This window comes from Ruegeria sp. CDSB117, assembly GCF_059611005.1.
On sequence record NZ_JBXWOS010000016.1, the window covers coordinates 104,885 to 126,609 of the forward strand.

At 56.7% G+C, this 21,725-nt stretch carries 14 protein-coding genes and 1 pseudogene; 3 read left to right on the top strand and 12 right to left on the bottom strand.

What is annotated here, in order from left to right; genetic code table 11:
* Positions 1-364: 364 nt before the first annotated feature.
* The 4 genes and pseudogenes from AC2FJC_RS16965 to AC2FJC_RS16980 all read right to left on the bottom strand — a co-directional run.
* Positions 365-565, bottom strand: a pseudogene (locus AC2FJC_RS16965) (sulfatase-like hydrolase/transferase); the annotation flags it as partial.
* A 149-nt stretch (positions 566-714) separates the two neighbouring features.
* Positions 715-2,523: a metallophosphoesterase family protein gene (locus AC2FJC_RS16970; protein ID WP_496740375.1), complete on the bottom strand. Its 1,809-nt coding sequence runs from the start codon at positions 2,521-2,523 to the stop codon at positions 715-717.
* A 3-nt stretch (positions 2,524-2,526) separates the two neighbouring features.
* The gene (locus AC2FJC_RS16975) at positions 2,527-4,032 is read right to left on the bottom strand and encodes a tripartite tricarboxylate transporter permease (protein WP_496723089.1); all 1,506 of its coding nucleotides are present in this window, start codon (positions 4,030-4,032) and stop codon (positions 2,527-2,529) included.
* A gap of 16 nt (positions 4,033-4,048) precedes the next feature.
* Positions 4,049-4,582: a tripartite tricarboxylate transporter TctB family protein gene (locus AC2FJC_RS16980; RefSeq protein WP_496740376.1), complete on the bottom strand. Its 534-nt coding sequence runs from the start codon at positions 4,580-4,582 to the stop codon at positions 4,049-4,051.
* 196 nt (positions 4,583-4,778) lie between these two features.
* Here AC2FJC_RS16980 and AC2FJC_RS16985 point away from each other — a divergent pair, with 196 nt between their 5' ends.
* Both AC2FJC_RS16985 and AC2FJC_RS16990 read left to right on the top strand, forming a co-directional pair.
* Positions 4,779-5,756 carry a Bug family tripartite tricarboxylate transporter substrate binding protein gene (locus tag AC2FJC_RS16985; RefSeq protein WP_496740377.1) on the top strand — a complete coding sequence of 326 codons (978 nt, stop codon included), beginning with the start codon at positions 4,779-4,781 and terminating at the stop codon, positions 5,754-5,756.
* 92 nt (positions 5,757-5,848) lie between these two features.
* A complete protein-coding gene (locus AC2FJC_RS16990; protein ID WP_496740378.1) occupies positions 5,849-6,781 on the top strand; it encodes an AEC family transporter in 933 nt (310 codons plus the stop codon).
* 53 nt (positions 6,782-6,834) lie between these two features.
* On the opposite strand, the gene betC is transcribed toward AC2FJC_RS16990, so the two are convergent.
* Entirely contained in the window at positions 6,835-8,379 is a 1,545-nt protein-coding gene (gene betC / locus AC2FJC_RS16995) for a choline-sulfatase (RefSeq protein ID WP_496740379.1), read from the bottom strand.
* Between the two features lie 329 nt (positions 8,380-8,708).
* Between betC and AC2FJC_RS17000 the strand changes: the two genes are divergently transcribed.
* Positions 8,709-9,929: an ROK family protein gene (locus AC2FJC_RS17000; RefSeq protein ID WP_496740380.1), complete on the top strand. Its 1,221-nt coding sequence runs from the start codon at positions 8,709-8,711 to the stop codon at positions 9,927-9,929.
* Between the two features lie 20 nt (positions 9,930-9,949).
* On the opposite strand, the gene AC2FJC_RS17005 is transcribed toward AC2FJC_RS17000, so the two are convergent.
* From AC2FJC_RS17005 to AC2FJC_RS17035, 7 genes are read right to left on the bottom strand one after another with little or no spacing between them, the layout of a single operon-like run.
* Positions 9,950-11,812 carry an SLC13 family permease gene (locus AC2FJC_RS17005; protein ID WP_496740381.1) on the bottom strand — a complete coding sequence of 621 codons (1,863 nt, stop codon included), beginning with the start codon at positions 11,810-11,812 and terminating at the stop codon, positions 9,950-9,952.
* Positions 11,813-11,844: 32 nt separating this feature from the next.
* The gene (locus tag AC2FJC_RS17010; protein ID WP_496740382.1) at positions 11,845-12,783 is read right to left on the bottom strand and encodes a dimethyl sulfoxide reductase anchor subunit family protein; all 939 of its coding nucleotides are present in this window, start codon (positions 12,781-12,783) and stop codon (positions 11,845-11,847) included.
* 13 nt (positions 12,784-12,796) lie between these two features.
* A complete protein-coding gene (locus AC2FJC_RS17015; RefSeq protein WP_496740383.1) occupies positions 12,797-13,543 on the bottom strand; it encodes a 4Fe-4S dicluster domain-containing protein in 747 nt (248 codons plus the stop codon).
* The gene (locus tag AC2FJC_RS17020; RefSeq protein WP_496740384.1) at positions 13,540-16,395 is read right to left on the bottom strand and encodes a molybdopterin oxidoreductase family protein; all 2,856 of its coding nucleotides are present in this window, start codon (positions 16,393-16,395) and stop codon (positions 13,540-13,542) included. The genes AC2FJC_RS17015 and AC2FJC_RS17020 overlap by 4 nt, the downstream gene beginning before the upstream one ends.
* A gap of 18 nt (positions 16,396-16,413) precedes the next feature.
* Entirely contained in the window at positions 16,414-17,406 is a 993-nt protein-coding gene (gene pta / locus AC2FJC_RS17025; RefSeq protein ID WP_496740385.1) for a phosphate acetyltransferase, read from the bottom strand.
* Between the two features lie 59 nt (positions 17,407-17,465).
* Positions 17,466-19,247: a sulfoacetaldehyde acetyltransferase gene (gene xsc / locus AC2FJC_RS17030; protein ID WP_496740386.1), complete on the bottom strand. Its 1,782-nt coding sequence runs from the start codon at positions 19,245-19,247 to the stop codon at positions 17,466-17,468.
* Positions 19,248-19,300: 53 nt separating this feature from the next.
* Positions 19,301-20,905, bottom strand: a complete 1,605-nt coding sequence (locus tag AC2FJC_RS17035) for a GMC family oxidoreductase (RefSeq protein ID WP_496740387.1) — start codon at positions 20,903-20,905, stop codon at positions 19,301-19,303.
* Positions 20,906-21,725: the final 820 nt, after the last annotated feature.

Sequence of the window (21,725 nt, forward strand, 5' to 3'; positions counted from 1 at the left end):
AAAGATCGGGGCGAGCTCGATTTGACATGCCCCACATTCCAAAGGGCCCATTTCGGATCCGAATATGGCCCCCACTGCTGATCCAACCGAGCACAAAGCTCTTTCACAACAGACGCATATTCCGGATCATCTGCCATGTTCACACGTTCATCAGGGTCATTCGCCAAATCAAAGAGCGTATGTCCAAATCCAAAAGAGGTGGGCTAAAAGCGGCGCATGAAGTTCCATCGGTGGGTTCGGGTCGAGCGAATTTCCTCCTGCTCCATGAAAATCTCATCGGCCCAATCCGCCGTATCCTGTTCAAGCAGAGGCCGCATCGTACGCGCGTGGCTTTCTCTCGCTCCAATGGTTTAGCGCCTGTGTAATCAAGCATCGTGGCAATGATGTCCGTTGCCCCAACCAGATGATCGCAAACCTGTCCACGGCGCGGCGCGTGCTGTGATTTGATGATCATCGGGATGTGGTTGGCCTCGCAATGCGTATTTGACCGCCGGCTATCTTCGCCATGACCCCAAAAGCCATGTTCGCCTGAAGCCATGCCATGATCGGACATATAGATCACCACGTATCGTCGGTTTGGCTATGCACCTCAGACGGACCTGTTCGGGTGCCTTTGACGTATAGCAAGGAAGATTTCAGACCCGAGACCTAAAGGAATAGCTCATATGCGCATATGGCCCGCAAAGGTCGCTCAAATGCTTCTCAACAGATCCGTCATTGTTCCGAACGCAACCGCATCTTGTGATGGGCGGCAATGCGGCGGGATACATCTGTCGGATTGCCACAGGGATCAATTGCGCCAACTCTTGCGAAGTAACCGCGATCCACATCCGCAAGCGTATCGCAATACACCCGTAGCGATGAAGGCCGTTCAGAAAACGCCAACACCTGTTCGATACGTCCAAGCAGGTTCTTCCGGTCCGTCGCAGGTTCAGCCGGGTTCGCGGCACCGCATTTGAAATGTACCGAGGCTTGCAGACACCGTGCCGATGTAACCGCATTGATCTCGGCCAAGCCCGACGGCACATCCTGATCAGAACCAAGCCGGAAAACAGCCCCCGATATCCCCTTGTCCCGATGGGCGGCCAATGTGTCCAGCATACCGGTATCAGATGCGGAAAAACCGTGATTGATCACATGGTAGTACACTGATCCAGCTGCCAGATCATCTTTGGACCTCATCCGGGACAGATAAATCGGCAGCCCTGTGAACGCCTGCGCAACCGAAATTGCAGGTAGACAGTCTTCATACTTATCCCAATCGATGGTGATCTCCCAACCCGTAAGGACTCCGTACAACGATTGGGCCAACCCAACATCGGCCTCCGTCGGGGCACCAAAGCTGAACAAGGTCGGGCGAATACCCAAACCGTGCAGCGCCCGCAGCCTGTCGACGCGATCGGGGCGTCGGATGTCGGACATGGGTACTCTGATATCGCGGACACCCATCTCAATCAGGGCCAGCAGCGGATAGTCATTTCGGGCCAGTTTGCGGTCAAACTCATCCAATCCGCCGGACGGGGCGATTTCGCTGATTTCAGCCCAGTTGGCCCGCAGGTCGAAACCGATGGATGGACGCATTTTTTCCAATGGGGTTGGCCCTGCCGGACATGCCAGTGCAGCCTCTTGTTCGGCCCCCTGCTCTGCCCCCTGCGTTCTGACGATCTGAACCGTATGCCCATTTTCGTAGATATTGACGACAAAGTAGCCAAGCTTTCCCCGGTCATCCCGGCCATACTCGGTACCTTCCGGCGGCGCAGCGCGCAGCATTTCACTGTAGTCCTGCCGCACGAAACTGGTTGCGGGGGCAAGGTAATAGTCAGTCCCCAACACGCGGTCATACCAGAAGTTATGCGCATGACCGCAGAACATCAGATCCACTTTGTGTGTCTTGAGCAATCCAAGCAGCCACTCTCGGCCCGGAGGATCTGTGTTGTCGTAATGCGGAGCCTCATCTGGCGTGCAGATATAGGCCGGGTGATGATAGGCTAAGACAATGCGCCCAGTTGTCTGTTTCAACGTGGTCTCAACCCATTGGCGCTGCTCTGCTTCCTCGGGTAGGCCCGAATTGAGCAGTTGGGCATTGAACATCACAAATGTGATGCCCTTATGGACAATGCTTTGGTATTGCGGCCCGAACTCCTGCGTCCAGGCCGCGATCATCGGCGGCGTGGTCGGGGCGGCAGGGGCACCCGATACGGGTGTATCCCCGATATCGTGGTTTCCCGGTGTGAAATAAATCGGCACCGAAAGGTCCGAGGCTATCCTGCGAAATGCCTCGGCGGCCTGACTGTATATCGGTCCGGATTCGGGAACGGGGTGCACCAGATCACCCAGATGCAGAACAAAGTCGATGTCACGCTGGTTGAGGTCGGACACCACGTGCCGGAACCTGCGATTTGCGCGCGCGTTTACTGGGAAGGGTGAATTGCAGCTGTCTTCATCGACATTGACATGTGTATCAGAGATCACGGCGAACGAAAAAATCCGCTCGCCGAGATGTGTTTTTTGTGGAATGGCCATCGCTCAGCCGCCCGTGGTCAAGACTGACGCCTTGCCAGTGCGTGCCGCCTCGATCCGACTGCGGATCAGGACAAATACCGACAGTGCAGTCAGACCCCAGAAGACAATACAGATCGCATTGCGGAAGAAGATCGTCGGATCACCATCAGAGATCAAAAGCGATTGTCGGAAGTTGTCTTCAAGCAACGGCCCCAGCACAAAGGCGATGAGGAAGGGTGCCACTGGAACATCCAGCTTAAGCATCAAATAACCGACCAGCCCCATCGACAGCATGATGAAGACATCAAACAGTGTGTTGTTCACCGCATAGGCACCGTAGACGCACAATACGAAAACGATGGGGTACAGGATTCTGTTCGGCACCGTAGCGACCCGGCTGAAAAACTTGATCGCGACCTTGCCGACCACAAACAGGTAGGCTGAGCTGAGCAGGATACCCATGAACAAGGCGTAAATCATCGGCAGGTTCTGGTCGAACATCAGCGGACCAGGGCGCAAGCCGTGGATCATGAACGCACCCAGAATAACCGCCGTAATCACATCGCCCGGGACACCCAGAGCAAGCAACGGGATCATGGTTGCACCGGCAACCCCGTTGTTGCCCGCCTCAGCGGCGGCAATGCCCTCGATTTCACCCTTACCGAAGTTTTCCGGGTTTTTCGAGTTCCGGCGCGCCTCGGAATAGGACAGGAACGCTGCTGGCGCACCCCCGATCCCGGGAATTGCACCCAGGATAACGCCAAAGATACTGCCGCGCACAACGGACTTCAGAACGCGCTTAAACTCGGCAAAAGTCGCGCCTGTGCCCAATTCCTGCTTGGACGCTCCGGGCGGTCGGGCACGTCGCGTCGCACGGTCAATGATTTCGGGCAAGGCAAAGAGCCCGATCAGAACCGGTATAAAACTTAGGCCGCTCATCAGGCGATAGTCGCCAAAGACAAAGCGTTCCGTGCCATAGATCAGATCCAGACCGACTGTCGCCAAGATCAGGCCAAGCGAAGCGGATACGATGCCTTTTGACAGGCTGGGACCAGATACACCGGCGATGATGGTCAGCGAGAAGACAATCAGCGTGAAGAATTCTGGCGGACCAAACCGCAGCGCGAAGCTGGCCAGAACGCCAGCAAACAGGATCAGCGCAATGTTCGAGATCAGATCCGCCACACAGGACGAATACAGGGCAATGTCCAGTGCCTTACGTGCTTGCCCTTTCTGTGTCAGCGGATAGCCATCCAAAACGGTACAGGATGCCGCCGGCGTCCCCGGCGTCTTGATCAGGATCGCAGTCAGTGAGCCTCCGTAAAGGCCGCCTTTATAAACACCCAGCAACAGCAAGATGCCCGCCACCGGAGGCATGCTGAACGTAAAAGGCAGCGCCAGCGCCACGCCCATCGGCGTGGTCATTCCAGGGATTGCACCAATCACCGTCCCAATCGCGACACCGATGCCTACGACAAGAATGTTTTGAAGGCTAAAGAAAATCGAAAAGGCTTCGAGAATGATATCCATAGGTTACGACTCCTTTTCACCCAAACATGCCAAGCGGAATTGGAACGTTGGCGACATAGCGAAAGAACAAATACAGCAACACCGGCACCCCGATGCTCAGACAGGCGATCATCACGTATTTACGTTCGCCAAAAAACAGCATCATCGCGGCAATCAAAATGACCGATGTCACCACCATGCCAAGGGTTGTCAGGCTGAAATAGAAGCCGAACAGGACGACAATCAAAACAAGTGTGCGCAACACCGCCGGAAGTGTAGCCAACTTGTATTGTGCTGCTGCCTCGGCATCTTCTTCATCATCAGCTGGGGGTTGTTGCAGAAAAATGCTCTCCAAAATCAGGGCCACTGATGCGAGCACTGCCCCCCATGCGATTATCCTTGGCCAGAAGTCTGGAGACAACGCCGATATCTTCACGCTTCCCGGCACCGCAACGCCTTTTGGAATAAGCAAGAATATCGCCGCAAGTCCCACCGCACAAAAAATGACCCCGGCCAAAAGGTCTCTGCTTTTGGTGAATTGCATTTCGTTTCCTCCCTGGATGGCCGTCATCTGCACAGTCCGCAAAGACACACCACCTTTGACTTTCGCCTCCGCGTTAACATCCAGAAACGCGCCTTACCCAAGTCCTCCGGCGATATGATGCGCTTCACTAAATAGTTGCCAACGGTAAGTAAATAACATATGGTTTTGATAAGGGCAATAAAAAAAACACGTCCAAACAAACCTAGTTAAGGGAGGTAACCTTATGGTTTTTTTTAACAAAATAGCTGCCGCTGCCGGATTCGCTGTGGCGCTTACGGCATCTGCAGCGGTGGCGGAATATCCGTCCAAACCGGTCACGTTAGTTGTTCCATACGGCCCAGGCGGCGCAGCTGATCTGGCGGCCCGCATCATCGGCGCCGAGGCCCCGGAATACCTGGGCGGCAATGTGCTTGTGGTTAACCAGGCCGGCGCCGGTGGCGTCACCGGCTCGACCATGGTGGCCAAGGGAAACCCTGACGGGCACACCCTACTGATGTCACGTGTTGGTTCGCAGGCGACGGTGCCCGCCATGAATAGCACTATTCCCTATACATGGGACGAGTTCACCTTTCTGGGACTTGTTGAAACCAACCCGTTTGTGGTCGCGGTTGGCGCTGATTCCGAATACCAGACCTTCGAAGAACTGGCCAACGCGATCAAAGGCGGTGAACGCCTGACCTATTCATCCGCCGGCGTCGGAACATTGCTGCACATGGCTGTTCTGATCATGCTGGATGATCTGGGCGTCGATCCCGAAGCGCTGATCCACGTGCCCTTCAAAGGGGGCGGCGCTGCCACCACAGGCGTTGTCAGCGGAAATGCCGACTTCATCTTCCACAATCTCTCAGGTCTGATCGGTCCGATCGAAAGTGGTCAGCTTCGCCCCCTGCTGACCAGCACGACCGAACGCGTACCATCTCTGCCCGACACGCCGACCGCCGCAGAAGCCGGTCACCCGGCGCTTGAAGCGGTGGTAGGCTGGTCCGGCGTCTGGGGTCCGAAAGACATGCCGCAGGAAGCTGCGGACAAGTGGGTCGCAGTTCTGGAAAACCTGTCCACCGATGAAAGCTGGATCGCATCCACAGAAAAGCTGGGCTCAATCCCGCAGGTCATGTCACCCGAGGACACCAAGATCTTTGTCGAAGCCCAGTATAACAAATTCCGCGAAGTGGCGGATAAATTGGGAATGGTTGTGCGCTAACGGCACCCGGTAACCGATGAAGACAAAATGGGCCTCTCGGTTAAGCCGGGAGGCCTTTTTTCTCGTAGAGTTTTCACTCGGGGGTACGCCGAATGACGGCCACAATCATTCAGGCAATTTTGCCGTTGTGGGGCTATCTGATCGTCGGCTACCTGCTGCGTCGGGCCATCCCACGATCACAGGTTTTCTGGCGCTGGCTGAATCAGATAAGTTATCTGGTGCTGTTGCCGCTGACCATCTTCGCCCTGCTTGTCGGGGCTGGAGCGCTGGCCGCCCTATCGCTCAAGCTGGGCTTGGTTCTGTTTGCTGCCTATCTGATCCTGTTCGCAGCGCTTGCCCTGTCTTACTTGGGCATTTCCGCTCTGCGCCAACATACCGATGCCTATAGCAGCATGGTGCAGACTGCCACCCGCCTGAACGTACCTGCTGGGGTGTTGCTCACTACCTCTCTGGTCGGAGCATCAGCGGATGCGGCCGTGGGAACGATCATTATCGCAACCGTACCTCTGATCAATTTCGCTAATGTTCTGATTAATGTGATCTGCCATCGGCCGCCACATTCCTCGGTCCTGACCATCGCGCGCATGACCGCGTTCAACCCGCTGGTCATCGCCTGCACCGCGGGGCTCGGGTGTCTTTTATTCGGCGTTGACCTTCCGGCAGCCCCGGCCGAGCTACTAACCATCGTCGCCGAGATCGGACCCCCAGCAATGCTAGTGGGGATCGGGGCATCACTGGACGGGCTACGAATGCAAGGGCATATGCGCTTTGTTGTGGCCGCAAATATAGCCAAGCTGCTCGCACTGCCGATGTTGGTTCTGGCATTGGGGTGGATGGTGGCGTTGGGACCACTGCACTTGTTAATTGCCGTGATCTTTGCTGCCCTGCCAACCGCACCCAACGGCCTTGTGCTGGCGCTGCAGTTTGGCGGGGACATCCGGACCTATTCCGCGGCCCTGCTGTGGCAGACAGTGGCGGCAATCGCAACGCTACCAATCTGGATCTGGCTTGCCGCTGCTGCCTGAAGACAAAAAAGCGGCCCGCGCAAACGGGCCGCAGACACAAAGCCTAGATAGGATCAGACCAGATCAGGCTTTGCCGGAGGAACATAAGGAAGCCGCGCCTTGGCTTTGGTATCAGCGGCACCCGCGTTTCGGATATAACGGTTGTCATCGTCGGCGCGAACGATGTTGACCCAGGTCGGACTGCCACCGGTGGCGCGATGAATCATCAGGCGGCGCTGCTGATCCAGTGCGATTTCCTTGGACAGTGCCTCTGGGTCCCAATTGTGCATTGCGATTTCACGCAGCTCGGCCAAGGTTTCGGCACGGGCAGGATCGTCGATCAGATTGTTCAACTCATTGGGGTCGGCATCGATATCATAAAGCAGCTCATCCACACCTTCGAGATACATGTATTTCAGCGGCCCTTTCTTCACCATACGACTGACACCAGTCGACCCATCGGCAGCGAATTCAGAGATACAGATGTCATCCATCCCGGAGGTATCGCCGTTCAGCGCGGGCACCAGCGATTCACCGTCGATACCGCCACCTGCATAGTCATCGAACGGTTTGCCTGCAGCCAGATCCAGCAACGTGGGCATCAGATCGATCAGCGAGGCATTCTGCTTTACACGCCCCGGCTTGAAACGGTTGGGCGCATGGACAACGAACGGTATTTTTGCCGCCCACTCAAAGAAATGCTGTTTGTACCACATGCCACGCTCACCCATCATGTCGCCGTGATCTGCGGTCAGGATAATGATCGTGTTGTCGGCCAGCCCACATTTCTCAATCGTTTCACGCAGCTGAGCCACCTTGTCGTCGACATATGAAATCATGCCATAATAGCCATGCCGCGCGATCCGGCGGTTTTCGGGGGTTACCGTGAATTCGTGGCGGCCCTGACAATAATGAAGGTTCCGGCTTAGGTGATCTTTCTCATCCAACGGGATCTCATCGACCGCCGGATATTCGATCTCATCATGATCGTAACGGTCCCAATAATCCTGTGAGATGACGTAAGGAGAATGCGGTTCCGTAAAGGAAACCGTCAGATACCAAGGCTTGCCGTCACCTTTGCGTGCCAGATCGTAAATCGCCTGCACGCCATTATAGGCGACCTCGTCATCGTAATCCATCTGCATGGTTCGAATGGCCGGGCCACTTTCCAGGATCGGCGCCATGGTCAGATTGGTCGGGCGATACTCGCGCCCCTTTGTCCAGTCGACTGTCCAGGCAAAATTTGCAGGGTAAATCTCGGTCGTGTGCCGCTTTTCATAGCCATGAAATTGATCGGCGCCGACAAAATGCATCTTGCCGCTCATCTCGACATGATAGCCAAGCGACCGCAAGTAATGCGCAAATGTGGGGATCGATGACTGGAACTCGCTGGCATTGTCATACATGCGGATGTTGAACGGCAATCGTCCCGCATGCATCGATGCGCGTGACGGCCCACACATGGGCAAGTTGCAGTAAAAGTTTTCGAAAACAACGCCCTCTTCAGCCAGACGCGCCATATGCGGGGCCTTAACGGTTTTGTTTCCCTGAAAAGGCATGGCCGGCCCGGCCATCTGATCCGCCTGGATAAACAAAATGTTCGGTTGTTCAGTTGCCATTGTCTTGCCTCGTTCAGCTTTCAGTCCCGAAATTCGCCCCAGCCCAATCCGCAGGAGGCATATCGCCGCGAATTGCACCGGGTCAGGCCGGCACTATTCGCGGGTATTAAGTACCTGGGCAGCAATAAATTCGAACCGCAAGCAGGGTAACTTGCTGTGTTCCCCGAAGAAAATGACGCTTTTGCCGCCTCAAGTCATTGCCACCAAAGGTCAATCTTAAGAAACAGATTATCTCTGCGCTTACGTGTAGTCAATATTTAATTACCGTCTTTAATTAATTACAACACGGTTAGAATACATTTGAAGAAGTGAATTGTAGGAGAGTGGCTGTGCAGGATAGCAAGCCCCAAGAACACGGTCAGCCCGAAAAGGGTACAGCGGCCTTGCGGCGACATAACAGGGAATGGCTGGTCAGCCTCATTGCCCGCAGCGGGCCGGTGACGCGTGGTACCCTCGCAGGTCTGACCGGTCTGACTGGCGCGGCAATTTCCCGAATTACGCGCGAACTGATCGACGCCAAACTGGTCAGAGAAGGAGACCCCATCGCCGTACCCGGCCGGGTGGGCCGACGGGAATACAACCTGTCGATCAATCCCACAGGGGCATTTTTTCTGGGAATTTCGCTGACCGCCAACCGTCGCAGTGTAAGCCTGGCAAACGCTGATGGTGAAGTTTTGCGGGCAGCGGATTGCAGCGACATACCCATAGATGATCCGCTAGCCTTTCTTACTGAATTGGGAAACCGGGCCAAGACGTTGGCCTTTGACGAAGCGATGGAACGTGATCGCCTTTTGGGTGTCGGGGTTTCTTTTGCCATGTCAGCCGGTCCCGACAGCAGCTCGGGTAACGGCCTCGTCAGTTCAGAACCTTTGGGCTGGAAAGACATCCCCGTGCGCGACACGCTTTCGCAGTCCCTGAATTTGCCTGTGCAGGTGGAACATCGCGCTAGTGCAATCCTGTGCGGTGAACTTCTTGGGGGGCAAGAGTTAAAAAGCGTCTATCTGATAAATGCAGCTCTTGGCCTGGGCAACAGCGCCTATTTCGATGGTAGATTTCTGACCACCTCGGATCGCGGGTTTGGGGATCTGTCGCACTATTCGGCATCGCATTCGGACAAACTTTGCACATGTGGTCGCACTGGGTGTATGGAGGTTGCCGCCTCGGGGAAAGCCATCCTGAACGCGCTCGGTTCCGAGTTTGCGCCTTCGGAACGCGTTGCGACGCGCTTGGCAAAAGCGATAGAAGCCGCGAACGCCGGTGACCCGAGTGTTCGAACCCACTTTCGCGATGCCGGCACGCAGCTGTCTTATGGCGTTGATGCGATCCTCTCTCTTTTCGATCCCGAAAGTGTCATCGTCGCCGGTGAAGTGGGGCGTCAGGCTGATTACTACCAGGGCCTTGTTGACGGACTTGAAAAAGTCGGACGACCCAATGCCCGCGACATCATCATGCAAAGCTCGATAACCTCGGAAGAGGCCGCTGTCAGCGTGGCACTGCAGAATTTCCTCTATTCAGGAAGCCTGATTGGTACGTTGACGCATGCTCTGTAAGCGACCAATTGGCTTGAACCTCAGAAGAACAGGTTCAGCGCCGCGATCGAAACGATCAGGAACAGGATGGTCATGACGCCGCCAGCGCGTACAAAATCAACGACACGGTAACCGCCCGGTCCCATCAAAAGCGCATTGACCTGATGGGTCGGGATCAGGAACGAATTCGAGGTGGCAATCGCCACAGTCAGCGCAAAAATTGCCGGATCAGCCCCGGCGCCCAGCGCGATATTGACGGCCAATGGCACCAACAGGACCGTGGCACCGACATTTGACATCACCAGCGTGAAAAAGGTCGCAAGCGCCGCCACGCTGGCCTGAATGACCCAGACCGGCATCCCGTCCAGAACCACAAGCACCTGATTAGCGATCCAAGCTGCCGTCCCCGAGGATTGCACTGCCTGTCCTAGTGGAATGAGACTGGCTAACAGAAAAACTGTCGTCCAACTGACCGCGTTATAGGCCTCATCCATAGACAAAACACGGCTTACGACCATGCCCATCGCTCCGACCAGAAGGCACAGCGAGAGACGCAGGTCGGAAAACAGGATCAGCGACACAGCAACAATAAAGAACAACAAAGCCCAGCCGATCTTTTTCGGGCGCAGATCCTCATGGGGGAAATCGGTGGTGACCACAACGAAATCGCGGTCTTTCTCAAGCCGTGCCAGTGCTTCCCAAGCAGTGTGGCAGACCAGGGTATCACCGGCCTGATACGGGATCTCGCCCAGATCTTCCTGGTCCCGCGACAATGTTTCGCCACCGCGGTAGATCGCCAGAGGTGACAGGCCATAGACTTTTCTCAGCCACAGCCCCCTGCCGGTTTGACCAATCAGACCAGAGCCGGGCGGGATCACCACCTCGGCGATACCTGCCTTTCCAACTCCCAGCGTTTCGACAAATTCATCCCGCTCCGAACTTTCAGTCAGACCGTATTCATCCAGAAACGCGGTTACGGCCTCTTCCGCTGCGATCACGGCGATTGTGGCGGGGGCGACCAATTCAGTATCTCGCGGCGGCGCAGGATAAGTGCGCCCCTGATAGTGTGTGGCAATGATTTGCAGGTGGTACTTGCGCTGAACCTCATCGATGCTGTGACCCACAAGCGTGCTGCCTTCGGGGATGCGTATCTCATGGATCTGCCCATCCAGCCCGTAGGTGCCGTTGACATAGTCCAACATTGAGTTGCCCGCTGGCCCGTCTGTTGACTTGGTGCTCGGCAGAACGAACCGGCCAAAAATGATAAAATACATCAAGCCGGTCGCCAAAAGGCACAGGCCGATAGGGGTTACGGAAAACAGTGAAAAGGTGGTGATCTGCGCATCAGCCGGCAGGGTGTCGTTGATCGACAGGATCAAGTCGTTGAGCAGGATCAGAGGGGACGAACCCACCATGGTCATTGTTCCACCCAGAATGGCACAGAACCCCATTGGCATCAGCAGCCGTGACATCGGAAACCCGGTTCGGGTTGAGATGCGACTGACCACCGGCAAAAACAGAGCCGCCGCACCGACATTCTGCATAAAGCTGGATATTACCCCAACCGCACCCGAGATCATCAGGATCAACCGGTTTTCGGTGCCGCCACCGACCCGCGTGATCCAGGCTGCGACGGTCGACATCACGCCCGTTCGGTCCAGCCCTGCGCCGATAATCATGACTGCGATGATCGAAATCACTGCGTTACTGGCGAAGCCGTCAAACAGGCTGCGCACATCAATCAGGTTTTCAAGTCCCGGCACTGCCGTCAGCAATCCCAATGTGACCATGACCAGCACAGCCGCTATATCGACACGGACAATTTCCGAAACAAAAAGCCCGATCGTTGCTGCCAACAGCAACAATACGACGACCATCTCAAATGTAAGCCCCAGCGCGTCCATGCCTCACCTCAGTTTATTCTTGTCCGTATCTCTTATGCCCGGGCACGCCCGTAATAGAGCTGACTGACATGCTCAGCCTCGGCGAAAAACAACCAGCGTTCAGCAAAGACGCCAAAGGCCGATGCAACCGTCGCCACGAGGAACATTGCCCAGCCCCAACTGACCAGCAATGACCCAAGGCACAGAACCACCGGGGCCAGGAACAAAGCCATCAGTACGCTTTTGCGCAGTTGGACCGCGTGTTTGCGTGCCACGGAATATCCCATCTCGCGCATCACGAAATTCGGCATCGTGTGGGGTGGATCAAGCGGGCGCACCAGGCCCGGTTGCCCCAGTCCGGTCGCCATCTCGGCCGTGTATTGACCCGGATCTGTGTCGATCGCGGCCCAGTACTTAATCTTTAGCAGCGCCGATACTGCAACACTTGCGATAGCTGCGACTGCGATCCACGCAGGCGTATAACCGAACAAGCTCAGCAAAAGCGCGAACAGGATCGCTCCGGTGGCGGCGGCCAGAGCCAAATAGATCAACGGCACAGACGGTTTGTTCCATTGGCGGATCGTCCGCAGCGAGGCGTAGATCATGCTGGTGCAGTACACCGTGGCCACCGCGCCTGCCGCCGACAGCAGCGCAAGCAAAGACGCAAAGGCTCTGTTCGCATCCAACAGCCACAACAGCCACAACAGACCGGATGGCACGTAGGTCGCCACGGCCAGAACCCCCTCGCGAGACAGCCACGAGGTCCGCCACTGCGAAAATGCCCCTACGGCGCGTTCTGGATGACCCAGATGGAAGGTTGACGCCAGCAAGCCCAGTGTGACCAACCCCAGCGCGACGGTCATAGCGACAAAGCCAAGCCATCGGGTTTGCGGCAATGCGCCCAGCAGTTCGGCCAGCGACAGCCAGAACATCAGCCCATAACCCGCGCCCGAGGCGGTGGTGAAGCAGTTGACGGAATAGGCGGGATGCATGCTATGTCCTCGCTTAGTTCGACAACGCCCGGTCAACCCAGGCAAACAGTTTTTCAATGGCAGTCCCATTTGGGGCCGCAACGCTCTCCTCGGCCTGAGGCTTGGGCGTTGCATCCACCGTGTTAAAACGCGGCGGCAGGTATTTGTTGACGGGCTCGTAGCCAAACTCGTCCAACAGGTTGAAACCCTCACGCTCGGCGACCGATTTCGACACATCGCTGTCGGGATCGCCCAGATCACCGAAGGCGCGCGCGCCTGTGGGACAGGCGCGGACACAGGCTGGAATGCGATCTTCCTCGGGGATATGTTCGTTATAGATCCGGTCGACGCACATGGTGTATTTTTTCATCACACCATCGTCGTGATCATATTCACGTGCGCCATAGGGACAGGCCCAGGAACACAGCTTGCATCCGATACAGGTGTCCGGGTTGACCAGGACAATGCCATCCTCGGCCCTCTTGTAGCTGGCACCGGTCGGACAAACCGTAACGCAATCGGGCTTTTCGCAATGCAGGCAAGAGCGAGGGAAATGCACGGTCTTCGCTCCAAGATCACCTGTCACCTCGAACGAATGCACCCGGTTCAGCCACGCCCCTGACGGATCGGCCCCATAAGGGTCATGATCGCTTAGCGGCGCAGAGTAACCGCCGGTGTTCCATTCCTTGCAAGATGTCGCACAGGCCTGACAACCCACACAAATATCCAGATCTATGACTAATCCCAGCTTCTTTTCAGTACTCTCGGGTAATGTCGTCATTTACCTGCCTCCCGCCATTCCTTGCCAAATGCCAGCTTGTCGGGGGAAGGAGCCTGAGACGATGCTCCGACCGGCTCAAAAAACGGCTCGGTGTGACCTTCGCCTTCTGCCCGTACGATATCAACGCGCAGGTCGAACCAGGCTGCCTGCCCCGTGATCGGGTCTGAGTTTGAGTACCGGTATCCCCCGCCCCCTTCGGGCAGGAGTTCCGAAATCAGATGGTTCAACAAAAAGCCCTGATTGCTTTCGGGTGCATCATCATCCAGCCCCCAAGCTCCGCGGCGCTTGCCGATGGCGTTCCAGGTCCAGACGGTGTCGGGGTTCACGCCCTCCATCAAGCGGACCTGACATTTGACCCGTCCCAGATGTGAGAACAGCCAAACCCAGTCATCGTCCTGTGCCCCGATCTGCTCACCCACATGGTTGTGAATGTATAGCCGGTTCGCGGCCGTGATTTGCCGCAGCCAGGCGTTTTGCGAACCCCAGAAATGGTACATGTGCATCGGGCGTTGGGTCAGCGCGTGCAGCGGGTACTTTTCTGTATCGACCATCGACTCTTCGAAAGGCGGATACCAAAAAGGCAGCGGGTCGCAATACGTCTCGATCCGTTCACGAGCCCGTTCTGGCGGCTGCCGCTCACCATTACCGCGCGCCGCCAGGCGGAAAGCCTGCAAGGGTTCGGAATACAGCTGAAAGACTGTCGGACGCGGCTCGACCCGGAAACCCATCGAACAAGCCCATTCCAAATAAGACTTGTTGGCATGTTTGTAGTAGGCCTGCTCCGGTTTCAAATGATGCGCGAAAAATGCACCATTTTCGATATACTTATCCAACTGATTGGGGTTTGGCTCCCCCTTGCCGGTCTTGCCCCCCTGTTCACCGCGCCATCCGGCCAGTGGCCCCACACCGGGTCCGCGCTGATGGTTAACGATGTAATCGGGATAGCCGCCGGGATACTTTGCAGTGCCATCCTCATTGGTAAAGGCGGGAAGTCCAAGCCGCGATCCAAGATCAATCAGAACCTCCTGAAAACCGCGCACGTCCCGGTCGGGCTCAACGACCGGATGGCGAATGGAATCCGCCGCCATGTCGGCCTCGGATATCGGACGGTCCAACAGCGAGATGCAGTCCCACCGCTCCAGATAGGTGGTATCGGGCAGGATCAGGTCGGCAAAGGGCACGGTTTCCGAATAATAGGCGTCCGAGTAGATGAATTTGGGAATCACATACTCGCCGTTTTCATCCTTTTCAGGCAGCGCATCTAACGTGCCCGGAACGTTCATCGACGAATTCCAGGCCATGTTCGCCATATACATGAACAGCACATCGACGCCATACGGGTCCTTCTTGGCGGCGTTGTTGATGACCATGTGCATCAGCCCGTGTGCCGACATTGGTGCATCCCACGAGAACCCCTTGTCGATCCGCGCCGGGCCGTTCTCATCATCCAGCAACAGGTGCTGCGGCCCCAGCGGAAAGCCCAAATGCGGGCCACCCAGCGGTTCTTCGGCGCGAACTTGCTTTGGTGCGCCGTGCGGCACCAGCCAGGGCGGGGATTGTTTGGGATAAGGCGGCTTGTAACGGAACCCACCGGGGCAATCGATCGAGCCCAGCAGGATTTGCAGGATGTGGATCATCCGGCAAGTCTGAAACCCGTTCGAATGCGCCGATATTCCGCGCATCGCGTGCATCGAGACAGGACGCCCCGTCATCTTTTCGTGCTTGCGGCCCCAGACATCGGTCCACGGCTGGTCCAGCGTGATCTCTTCCTGAAACGCGACATGAGCCAGTTCCGCGGTGATCCGCTGGATCTGATCGGCTGGGATACCGGTCGATTCAGCGACAGCTTCGGGCGCGTATTCATCGCTCAGATATCGCTCGGCCATCAACTCGAATACAGGTCGTGCATTGCGGCCGTCTGGCAATGTGCGTGTGCCGGTCAGGGCGGCCTTGTCATCCGGTGTCATGCCGCTGGCAAAACCGTTCGCGGTGCCAGACCAGATCAGCGGCTCACCATCATCATTGCGTGCGAACAGCCCGTCATCTGCCGCGCCCGGGTCCTGAATCACCAACCAAGGCGCGTTGGTATAGCGGTTCAGATAATTCAGATCGATCTGCTGGGTACGGAACATTTCATGGATCAACGCTCCAACAAACTGGCCATCTGTGCCCGGGCGGATTCCCAACCATTCGTCGGCTATGGCGTTGTATCCGGTGCGGATCGGATTGATCGACACCACCTTGGCACCCCGGTTCTTGAGCTTGCCGATACCGATCTTGATAGGGTTCGAGGCATGATCCTCGGCCACGCCGAACAGCATGAAATACTTGGTATGTTCCCAATCCGGGTCGCCGAACTCCCAGAAAGCTCCGCCAAATGTATAAAGACCGCCCGCCGCCATATTGACCGAACAGAACCCGCCATGTGCCGCGAAATTCGGGGTGCCGTATTGCATAGCCCAGAACCCGGTCAGCGACTGGCTTTGATCCCGCCCGGTAAAAAAGGCCAGCTTGCGTGGGTCGTTTTTGCGAACATCACCCAGCCATTTTGTCGCCAGTTCCAGCGCTTCGTCCCAGCTGATTTCTTCGAATTGGCCGGATCCGCGCGGACCGACGCGCTTCAACGGTGCATGAAGGCGCGCAGGTGAATAGTGCTGCATGATCCCGGCACTTCCCTTGCCACAAAGCACACCTTTGTTGACCGGGTGATCGCGGTTGCCCTCGATATAGCGGACCTTGCCATCGCGGATATGCACGTTGATGCCACAGCGACAAGCGCGCATGTAGCAGGTGGTCTTGGCAACATGGTCGCCGACCTTGGCATTGACGTCGATTCTTGGCTCGTGTCCCATTCAGGCACCTCGCTAAGTTTACCTCTGGGCGGCCTGCGCACCCGTGATTGCAATCATCTGATAGACGTCTTCCGCCGTGCAGCCGCGCGACAGATCATTCGCTGGCTTATTCAGACCTTGCAGAACGGGACCCAGCGCAATGGCGCCACCCAATCGTTGCGCGATTTTGTATCCGATGTTGCCGGCACTCAGGCTGGGGAAGACAAACACATTTGCATCCCCACCCAATGCCGAACCGGGTGCCTTGCGTTCGGCCACATGCGGCACGATCGCGGCGTCGAACTGAACCTCGCCGTCGATGATCAGGTCCGGGGCGCGTTCCCGCACAGAGGCAACCGCGCTGCGGATGCGCTCGAGGGATTCGTGCACCCCGGCGGCAACGCTGCCCATAGTCGAAAAGGACAGCATTGCGACACGTGGCTCTTCCCCGGTCAAGGCCCACAAGGACTGCGCCGAAGACAGCGCGATACTGGTCAGCTGCGCCGCGTTAGGTTGCGGGATCAGCCCGCAATCGGTAAAGATAACGGGCCGATCAAAGGGCGGCCCCAGCAGCATAAGAAAGCAGCTGGAGACAACATCGGCTTGGGGGTCCTTACCCACGATCTGCAAGGCCACCCGCACCGTATCAGAGGTGGTGGCAACCGCCCCGCCAATGGTGCCATCGGCATCACCGCGGCGTAGCATCATGGCAGAAAATCCTAGCCCCGTTTCCATCACTGCACGCGCGGCGGCCGCATCAACACCCTTGTGTCTGCGCAGCGCGTGGTAATCCTCGGCATAGGCCTCTAGATCGGGTGAGACGCGCGGGTCGCAAATTTCAACCCCCTCGCCGATTGTCTCGCCGGTTTCCGCACGGATTTTTTTCGCGTCACCAACCAGCACGATACGGGCAAGCCCGTCCTTGGCAGCGCGTATTCCGGCTCTGGCCACCCGCGGGTCCTCGCCTTCGGACAGCACAATCCGGGGATTGGCGGCGCGTGATGTTTCGCAGATTTGATCAATCAAAGACATGGTCTATCCCAGTCGGTCAGGGACAGGGCGGCGCATAGCCGCCCCGCTCTGGTGAGTGGTCACAGCCGAGGCTGCTGGGGAATAAGATCATCCTTGTTGATGCCAGCCACCGAGACGGGTTTTTTCATCGCGTCGCGGCGGAATGGCTCGCCCAATTCCTGGTTCAGAACGACCTCGATGAAAGTGGTCACGTTCTCGTTCATCTGCTCTTTGACGGCAGTACGCAGCGCCTCGGTCAGATCGTCCATCGAAGTGACCTGCACGCCCTTCAGTCCGCAACCTTCGGCAATCTTGGCATAGTTCACGTCCAGGTTCAGTTCGGTGCCGACAAAGTTGTCGTCAAACCAAAGCGTCGTATTTCGCTTTTCCGCCCCCCACTGATAGTTGCGGAAGATCACCATCGTAATTGGCGGCCAGTCGTCGCGACCACAGGCGGTCATTTCGTTCATCGAGATGCCGAATGCACCGTCACCCGCAAACCCGATGACCGGCGTGTCGGGGTTGCCGATCTTTGCACCCAATATCGAGGGCAGACCATAACCGCACGGTCCGAACAGGCCCGGCGCCAGATATTTCCGCCCCTTTTCGAATGTCGGATAGGCGTTGCCAATGGCGCAGTTGTTACCGATATCCGAACTGATGATCGCATCCTCGGGCATCGCCGCCTGTATCGCCCGCCAGGCCATACGGGGGCTCATCTGCTCGGGATCACGTGCTCGGGCGCGTTCATTCCAAGTAATGCCCGGATCATCATCCTCATGATCCATTGACGCCAGTTGCTGCGCCCAGGTGGATTTCGCAACGGCAATCGCGTCTTCACGTTCCTTGCGACCAGCGTCGCCCGCGTGTTCGCCCAATTGGTCAAGAATCTGCTCGGCGACCATGCGTGCGTCACCCTGAATGCCCACTGCAACCTTCTTGGTCAGACCGATCCGGTCTGCATTGATGTCGACCTGAATGATCTTGGCGTCGTTGGGCCAGTATTCGCTCTGATAGGCGGGCAGCGACGAAAACGGGTTAAGCCGTGTACCGAGGCATAAAACCACATCCGCTTTCGAAATCATCTCCATCCCAGCCTTGGAGCCATTGTAACCCAGCGGGCCACAGGACAGCGGATGCGAGCCGGGGAAAGCGTCGTTGTGCTGATAGTTGCAACAAACCGGCGCTGAAAGACGCTCGGCCAAACGTGCGCTGGCATCGACGCCGCCAGACAGGATCACGCCCGCACCGTTCAGGATTACAGGGTGTTTGGCGTTGCTAAGAAGGTCCGCAGCCGCGCTGATCGCGTCAGCATCACCGCGCGGATGTTCGATCCGTACCACCTGTGGCAGTTCGATGTCGATGACTTGCGTCCAGTAGTCGCGCGGAATGTTGATCTGCGCCGGGGCAGAGCCGCGGAACGCTTTCAGAATGACCCGGTTCAGAACCTCGGCGATGCGGGTTGGATCACGCACCTCTTCCTGATAGCAGACGGCATCCTTGAACAGGTTCATCTGCGGCATTTCCTGGAACCCGCCCTGCCCGATGGTTTTATTGGCCGCCTGAGGCGTGACCAGCAACAGCGGCGTATGGTTCCAGTAGGCGGTCATGATTGGCGTTACCAGGCTGGTGATACCGGGACCATTCTGGGCGATAGCCATGGACATCTTGCCTGTGGTGCGGGTGTAGCCATCGGCGCTCATGCCGGCGTTAACCTCATGCGCGCAATCCCAGAACTTGATCCCCGCCGCCGGAAACAGGTCCGAGATGGGCATCATGGCAGACCCGATAATCCCGAATCCATGTTCGATCCCATGCATCTGCAGAACTTTTATAAAGGCTTCTTCAGTCGTCATTTTCATGGCACTGTTCCCTGTTGAGAGTTGAAGTCAGTCTTAAACCCGGCGGTCCGGTATCACCTGTGATCCTCAAGGATCATGTCACTGGCTTTCTCACCGATCATAATGGCCGGAGCGTTGGTATTGCCGCTAACGATCGCGGGCATGATCGAGGCGTCCGCGACCCGAAGCCCGCGTATTCCGTGCACGCGCAACCGGTCGTCGACCACGGCCTGTGGATCATTGCCCATGCGGCAAGTGCTGGTGGGGTGATAGATCGTCTGGCTGATATTGCGCGCGGTATCCAACAGCTCTTCGTCGGTCTGCGGGTTGTTGTTGGGGACGTGTTCGCGCACGACGTAAGGCTTCAATGCATCGGTTTTCGTCATCGCCCGTGCAAACTTCACAGCCCGGATCGCGCAAAGCTCATCCGCAGGGGCCGATAAGTAGTTGGGCACGATCTTTGGATAGTCAGTCGCGTTGGGGCTGTTGATATGGATATGGCCGCGGCTTTCCGGCCTAAGCTGGCAGACAGATGAGGTGATACCCGAAAACGGGTGCATCTCGATCCCAGGCTTGTCCGCGCTCAGCGGCTGGAAATGGAACTGGATATCGGGGGTTTCGAGTCCCTCCATCGACTTTGCAAACACCGCCACCTGGCTTGCGCCCAAGCTCATCGGTCCTTTTCGGCGGAACATATAGTTCATACCGATGCCAATGCGCGGGATCAGCCGGTTAATGGCGTCATTCAGTGTCGGCACATTGACTTCGTAAACCAGACGAATTTGCAGGTGATCCTGCAATGCCTCACCAACGCCCGGCAACTCGTGGCGCACATCCACGCCAGCCCGGGTCAGAACCTCACCACGACCGATCCCCGAAAGCTCTAGAATTTGCGGCGAACCTATCGCGCCAGCGCTCAACACCACCTCTCCGCCGGGATTGAGCTGAGCGTGCTGCGGGCGCCCCTTGATGCTATAGCTGACGCCATCGACCCGCTTGGGATCCTCTGTGTCAAAGGTCAGCGCATCGGTCAGCGCATGGGTTATGATGGTCAGGTTGCTGCGTGATTTCGCCGGATTCAGAAAGGCACGCGCGCTCGAACATCTAAAGCCGCCTCGCGCAGTCTGATGAAAATACCCTGCGCCCTCCTGATCCTGACCATTATAGTCTTCGGTTCGGGGGACGCCCATTTCAACGGCTGCACCAATAAACGCCTCGGCAATGTCACTTTTGGCGCGAATGCGCGACACCGACAATCCGCCATTGGCGCCGTGCAGATCGGTTTCACCATCCTCATGCTGCTCGGACCGCTTGAACAACGGCAGAACCTCGTCCCAGCCCCAGCCCTTGTTGCCCAATTGGGCCCAATGGTCGTAATCCTGCTTTTGCCCGCGGACATAAAGCAGCCCATTGATCGAGCTTGATCCCCCAAGCGTCTTGCCCCTAGGCCAATCCAACGAGCGACCGTTCAGTCCTTCGTCAGGTTCGGATTTATAGCACCAGTCTGTGTTGGGGTTGTGCAGCGTTTTGAAGTACCCGACCGGGATATGAATCCATGGGTTAATGTCCTTGCCACCCGCCTCGAGCAGCAACACTCTGTTTTTCGGGTTCTCTGACAATCGGTTGGCCAGAACACAGCCTGCGGAACCCGCCCCGACAACAATGAAGTCATACGACATAAACTGAAACCTCGCCCAAGTTTGCGGCATGGCGCCAATAGGCGCACCATTCGCGATGCACATGTCCCGGTTGAGCGAAGAAATGCACTTGCGTCCAAACTGGAATCACCGCAGATCGTTATTGATTACCGTTGTATATTATTTCTCTTGATAGAACCAATATTTTTTCGATTGGCGGATTTCCAGCGTTCCAGTTCCTCTAATAGCGATGATTTCTTTGATTTATTTGGCGTCACACGGCCCGTGTATGTTTCGACGCCCTCTTCAAACTGGGACAGAAAGCTATTTCTTGCTATCGGTAATTTTAATAATTCTCCGGACGCCCATCGCTATCTCACCCCAACCAAATCAACACCATGTTCTGCCGCCGCTTATGCCCCTCTACCGTCTTCTTCCGCCACACACGATCAGACGCGCACGCTCGTTGGAATGGCCATGCCTTTGAGCTAACAGCCTGACCGCGCCTTCCGCGGTTTCTTTCAAACGCTGTCAAGCAACTTGGCAATGCCGAGCTCAACACAGTACGTATGCTGGCTGGTTCCGAAGCGGGCTGAAAGACAACGGTATACATAACTGCATCCCCCGGCGCGCTCAGCACCAAATGGAGCAATTTGACACCGCCCCGGTCCAGCATTGGCCCAATTGCGGGCTGGCGTTCCGACATTCTTTCGAATATCGCTCGAAACATCATTCAAACCCCGGCAAATTTCAAAACGGATCGCGTATTTTGCTCTTCACGATAGCTAGGTTCTGGACCCATTAATTTTGTTGCTGCTGTCTCTGTTGCATGCTTCAAGCCACTGAGTTTCAGAGGTGTATC

Bases quoted from the DNA above. Each gene is read 5' to 3' on its own strand.
- AC2FJC_RS17020 (WP_496740384.1), bottom strand. From the start codon at position 16,395: ATGGGACACGAGCCAAGAATCGACGTCAATGCCAAGGTCGGCGACCAT.
- AC2FJC_RS17015 (WP_496740383.1), bottom strand. From the start codon at position 13,543: ATGACGACATTACCCGAGAGTACTGAAAAGAAGCTGGGATTAGTCATA.
- AC2FJC_RS16985 (WP_496740377.1), top strand. From the start codon at position 4,779: ATGGTTTTTTTTAACAAAATAGCTGCCGCTGCCGGATTCGCTGTGGCG.
- betC (WP_496740379.1), bottom strand. From the start codon at position 8,379: ATGGCAACTGAACAACCGAACATTTTGTTTATCCAGGCGGATCAGATG.
- xsc (WP_496740386.1), bottom strand. From the start codon at position 19,247: ATGAAAATGACGACTGAAGAAGCCTTTATAAAAGTTCTGCAGATGCAT.
- AC2FJC_RS17035 (WP_496740387.1), bottom strand. From the start codon at position 20,905: ATGTCGTATGACTTCATTGTTGTCGGGGCGGGTTCCGCAGGCTGTGTT.
- AC2FJC_RS17010 (WP_496740382.1), bottom strand. From the start codon at position 12,783: ATGCATCCCGCCTATTCCGTCAACTGCTTCACCACCGCCTCGGGCGCG.
- AC2FJC_RS16975 (WP_496723089.1), bottom strand. From the start codon at position 4,032: ATGGATATCATTCTCGAAGCCTTTTCGATTTTCTTTAGCCTTCAAAAC.
- AC2FJC_RS16980 (WP_496740376.1), bottom strand. From the start codon at position 4,582: ATGACGGCCATCCAGGGAGGAAACGAAATGCAATTCACCAAAAGCAGA.
- pta (WP_496740385.1), bottom strand. From the start codon at position 17,406: ATGTCTTTGATTGATCAAATCTGCGAAACATCACGCGCCGCCAATCCC.
- AC2FJC_RS16990 (WP_496740378.1), top strand. From the start codon at position 5,849: ATGACGGCCACAATCATTCAGGCAATTTTGCCGTTGTGGGGCTATCTG.
- AC2FJC_RS16970 (WP_496740375.1), bottom strand. From the start codon at position 2,523: ATGGCCATTCCACAAAAAACACATCTCGGCGAGCGGATTTTTTCGTTC.
- AC2FJC_RS17005 (WP_496740381.1), bottom strand. From the start codon at position 11,812: ATGGACGCGCTGGGGCTTACATTTGAGATGGTCGTCGTATTGTTGCTG.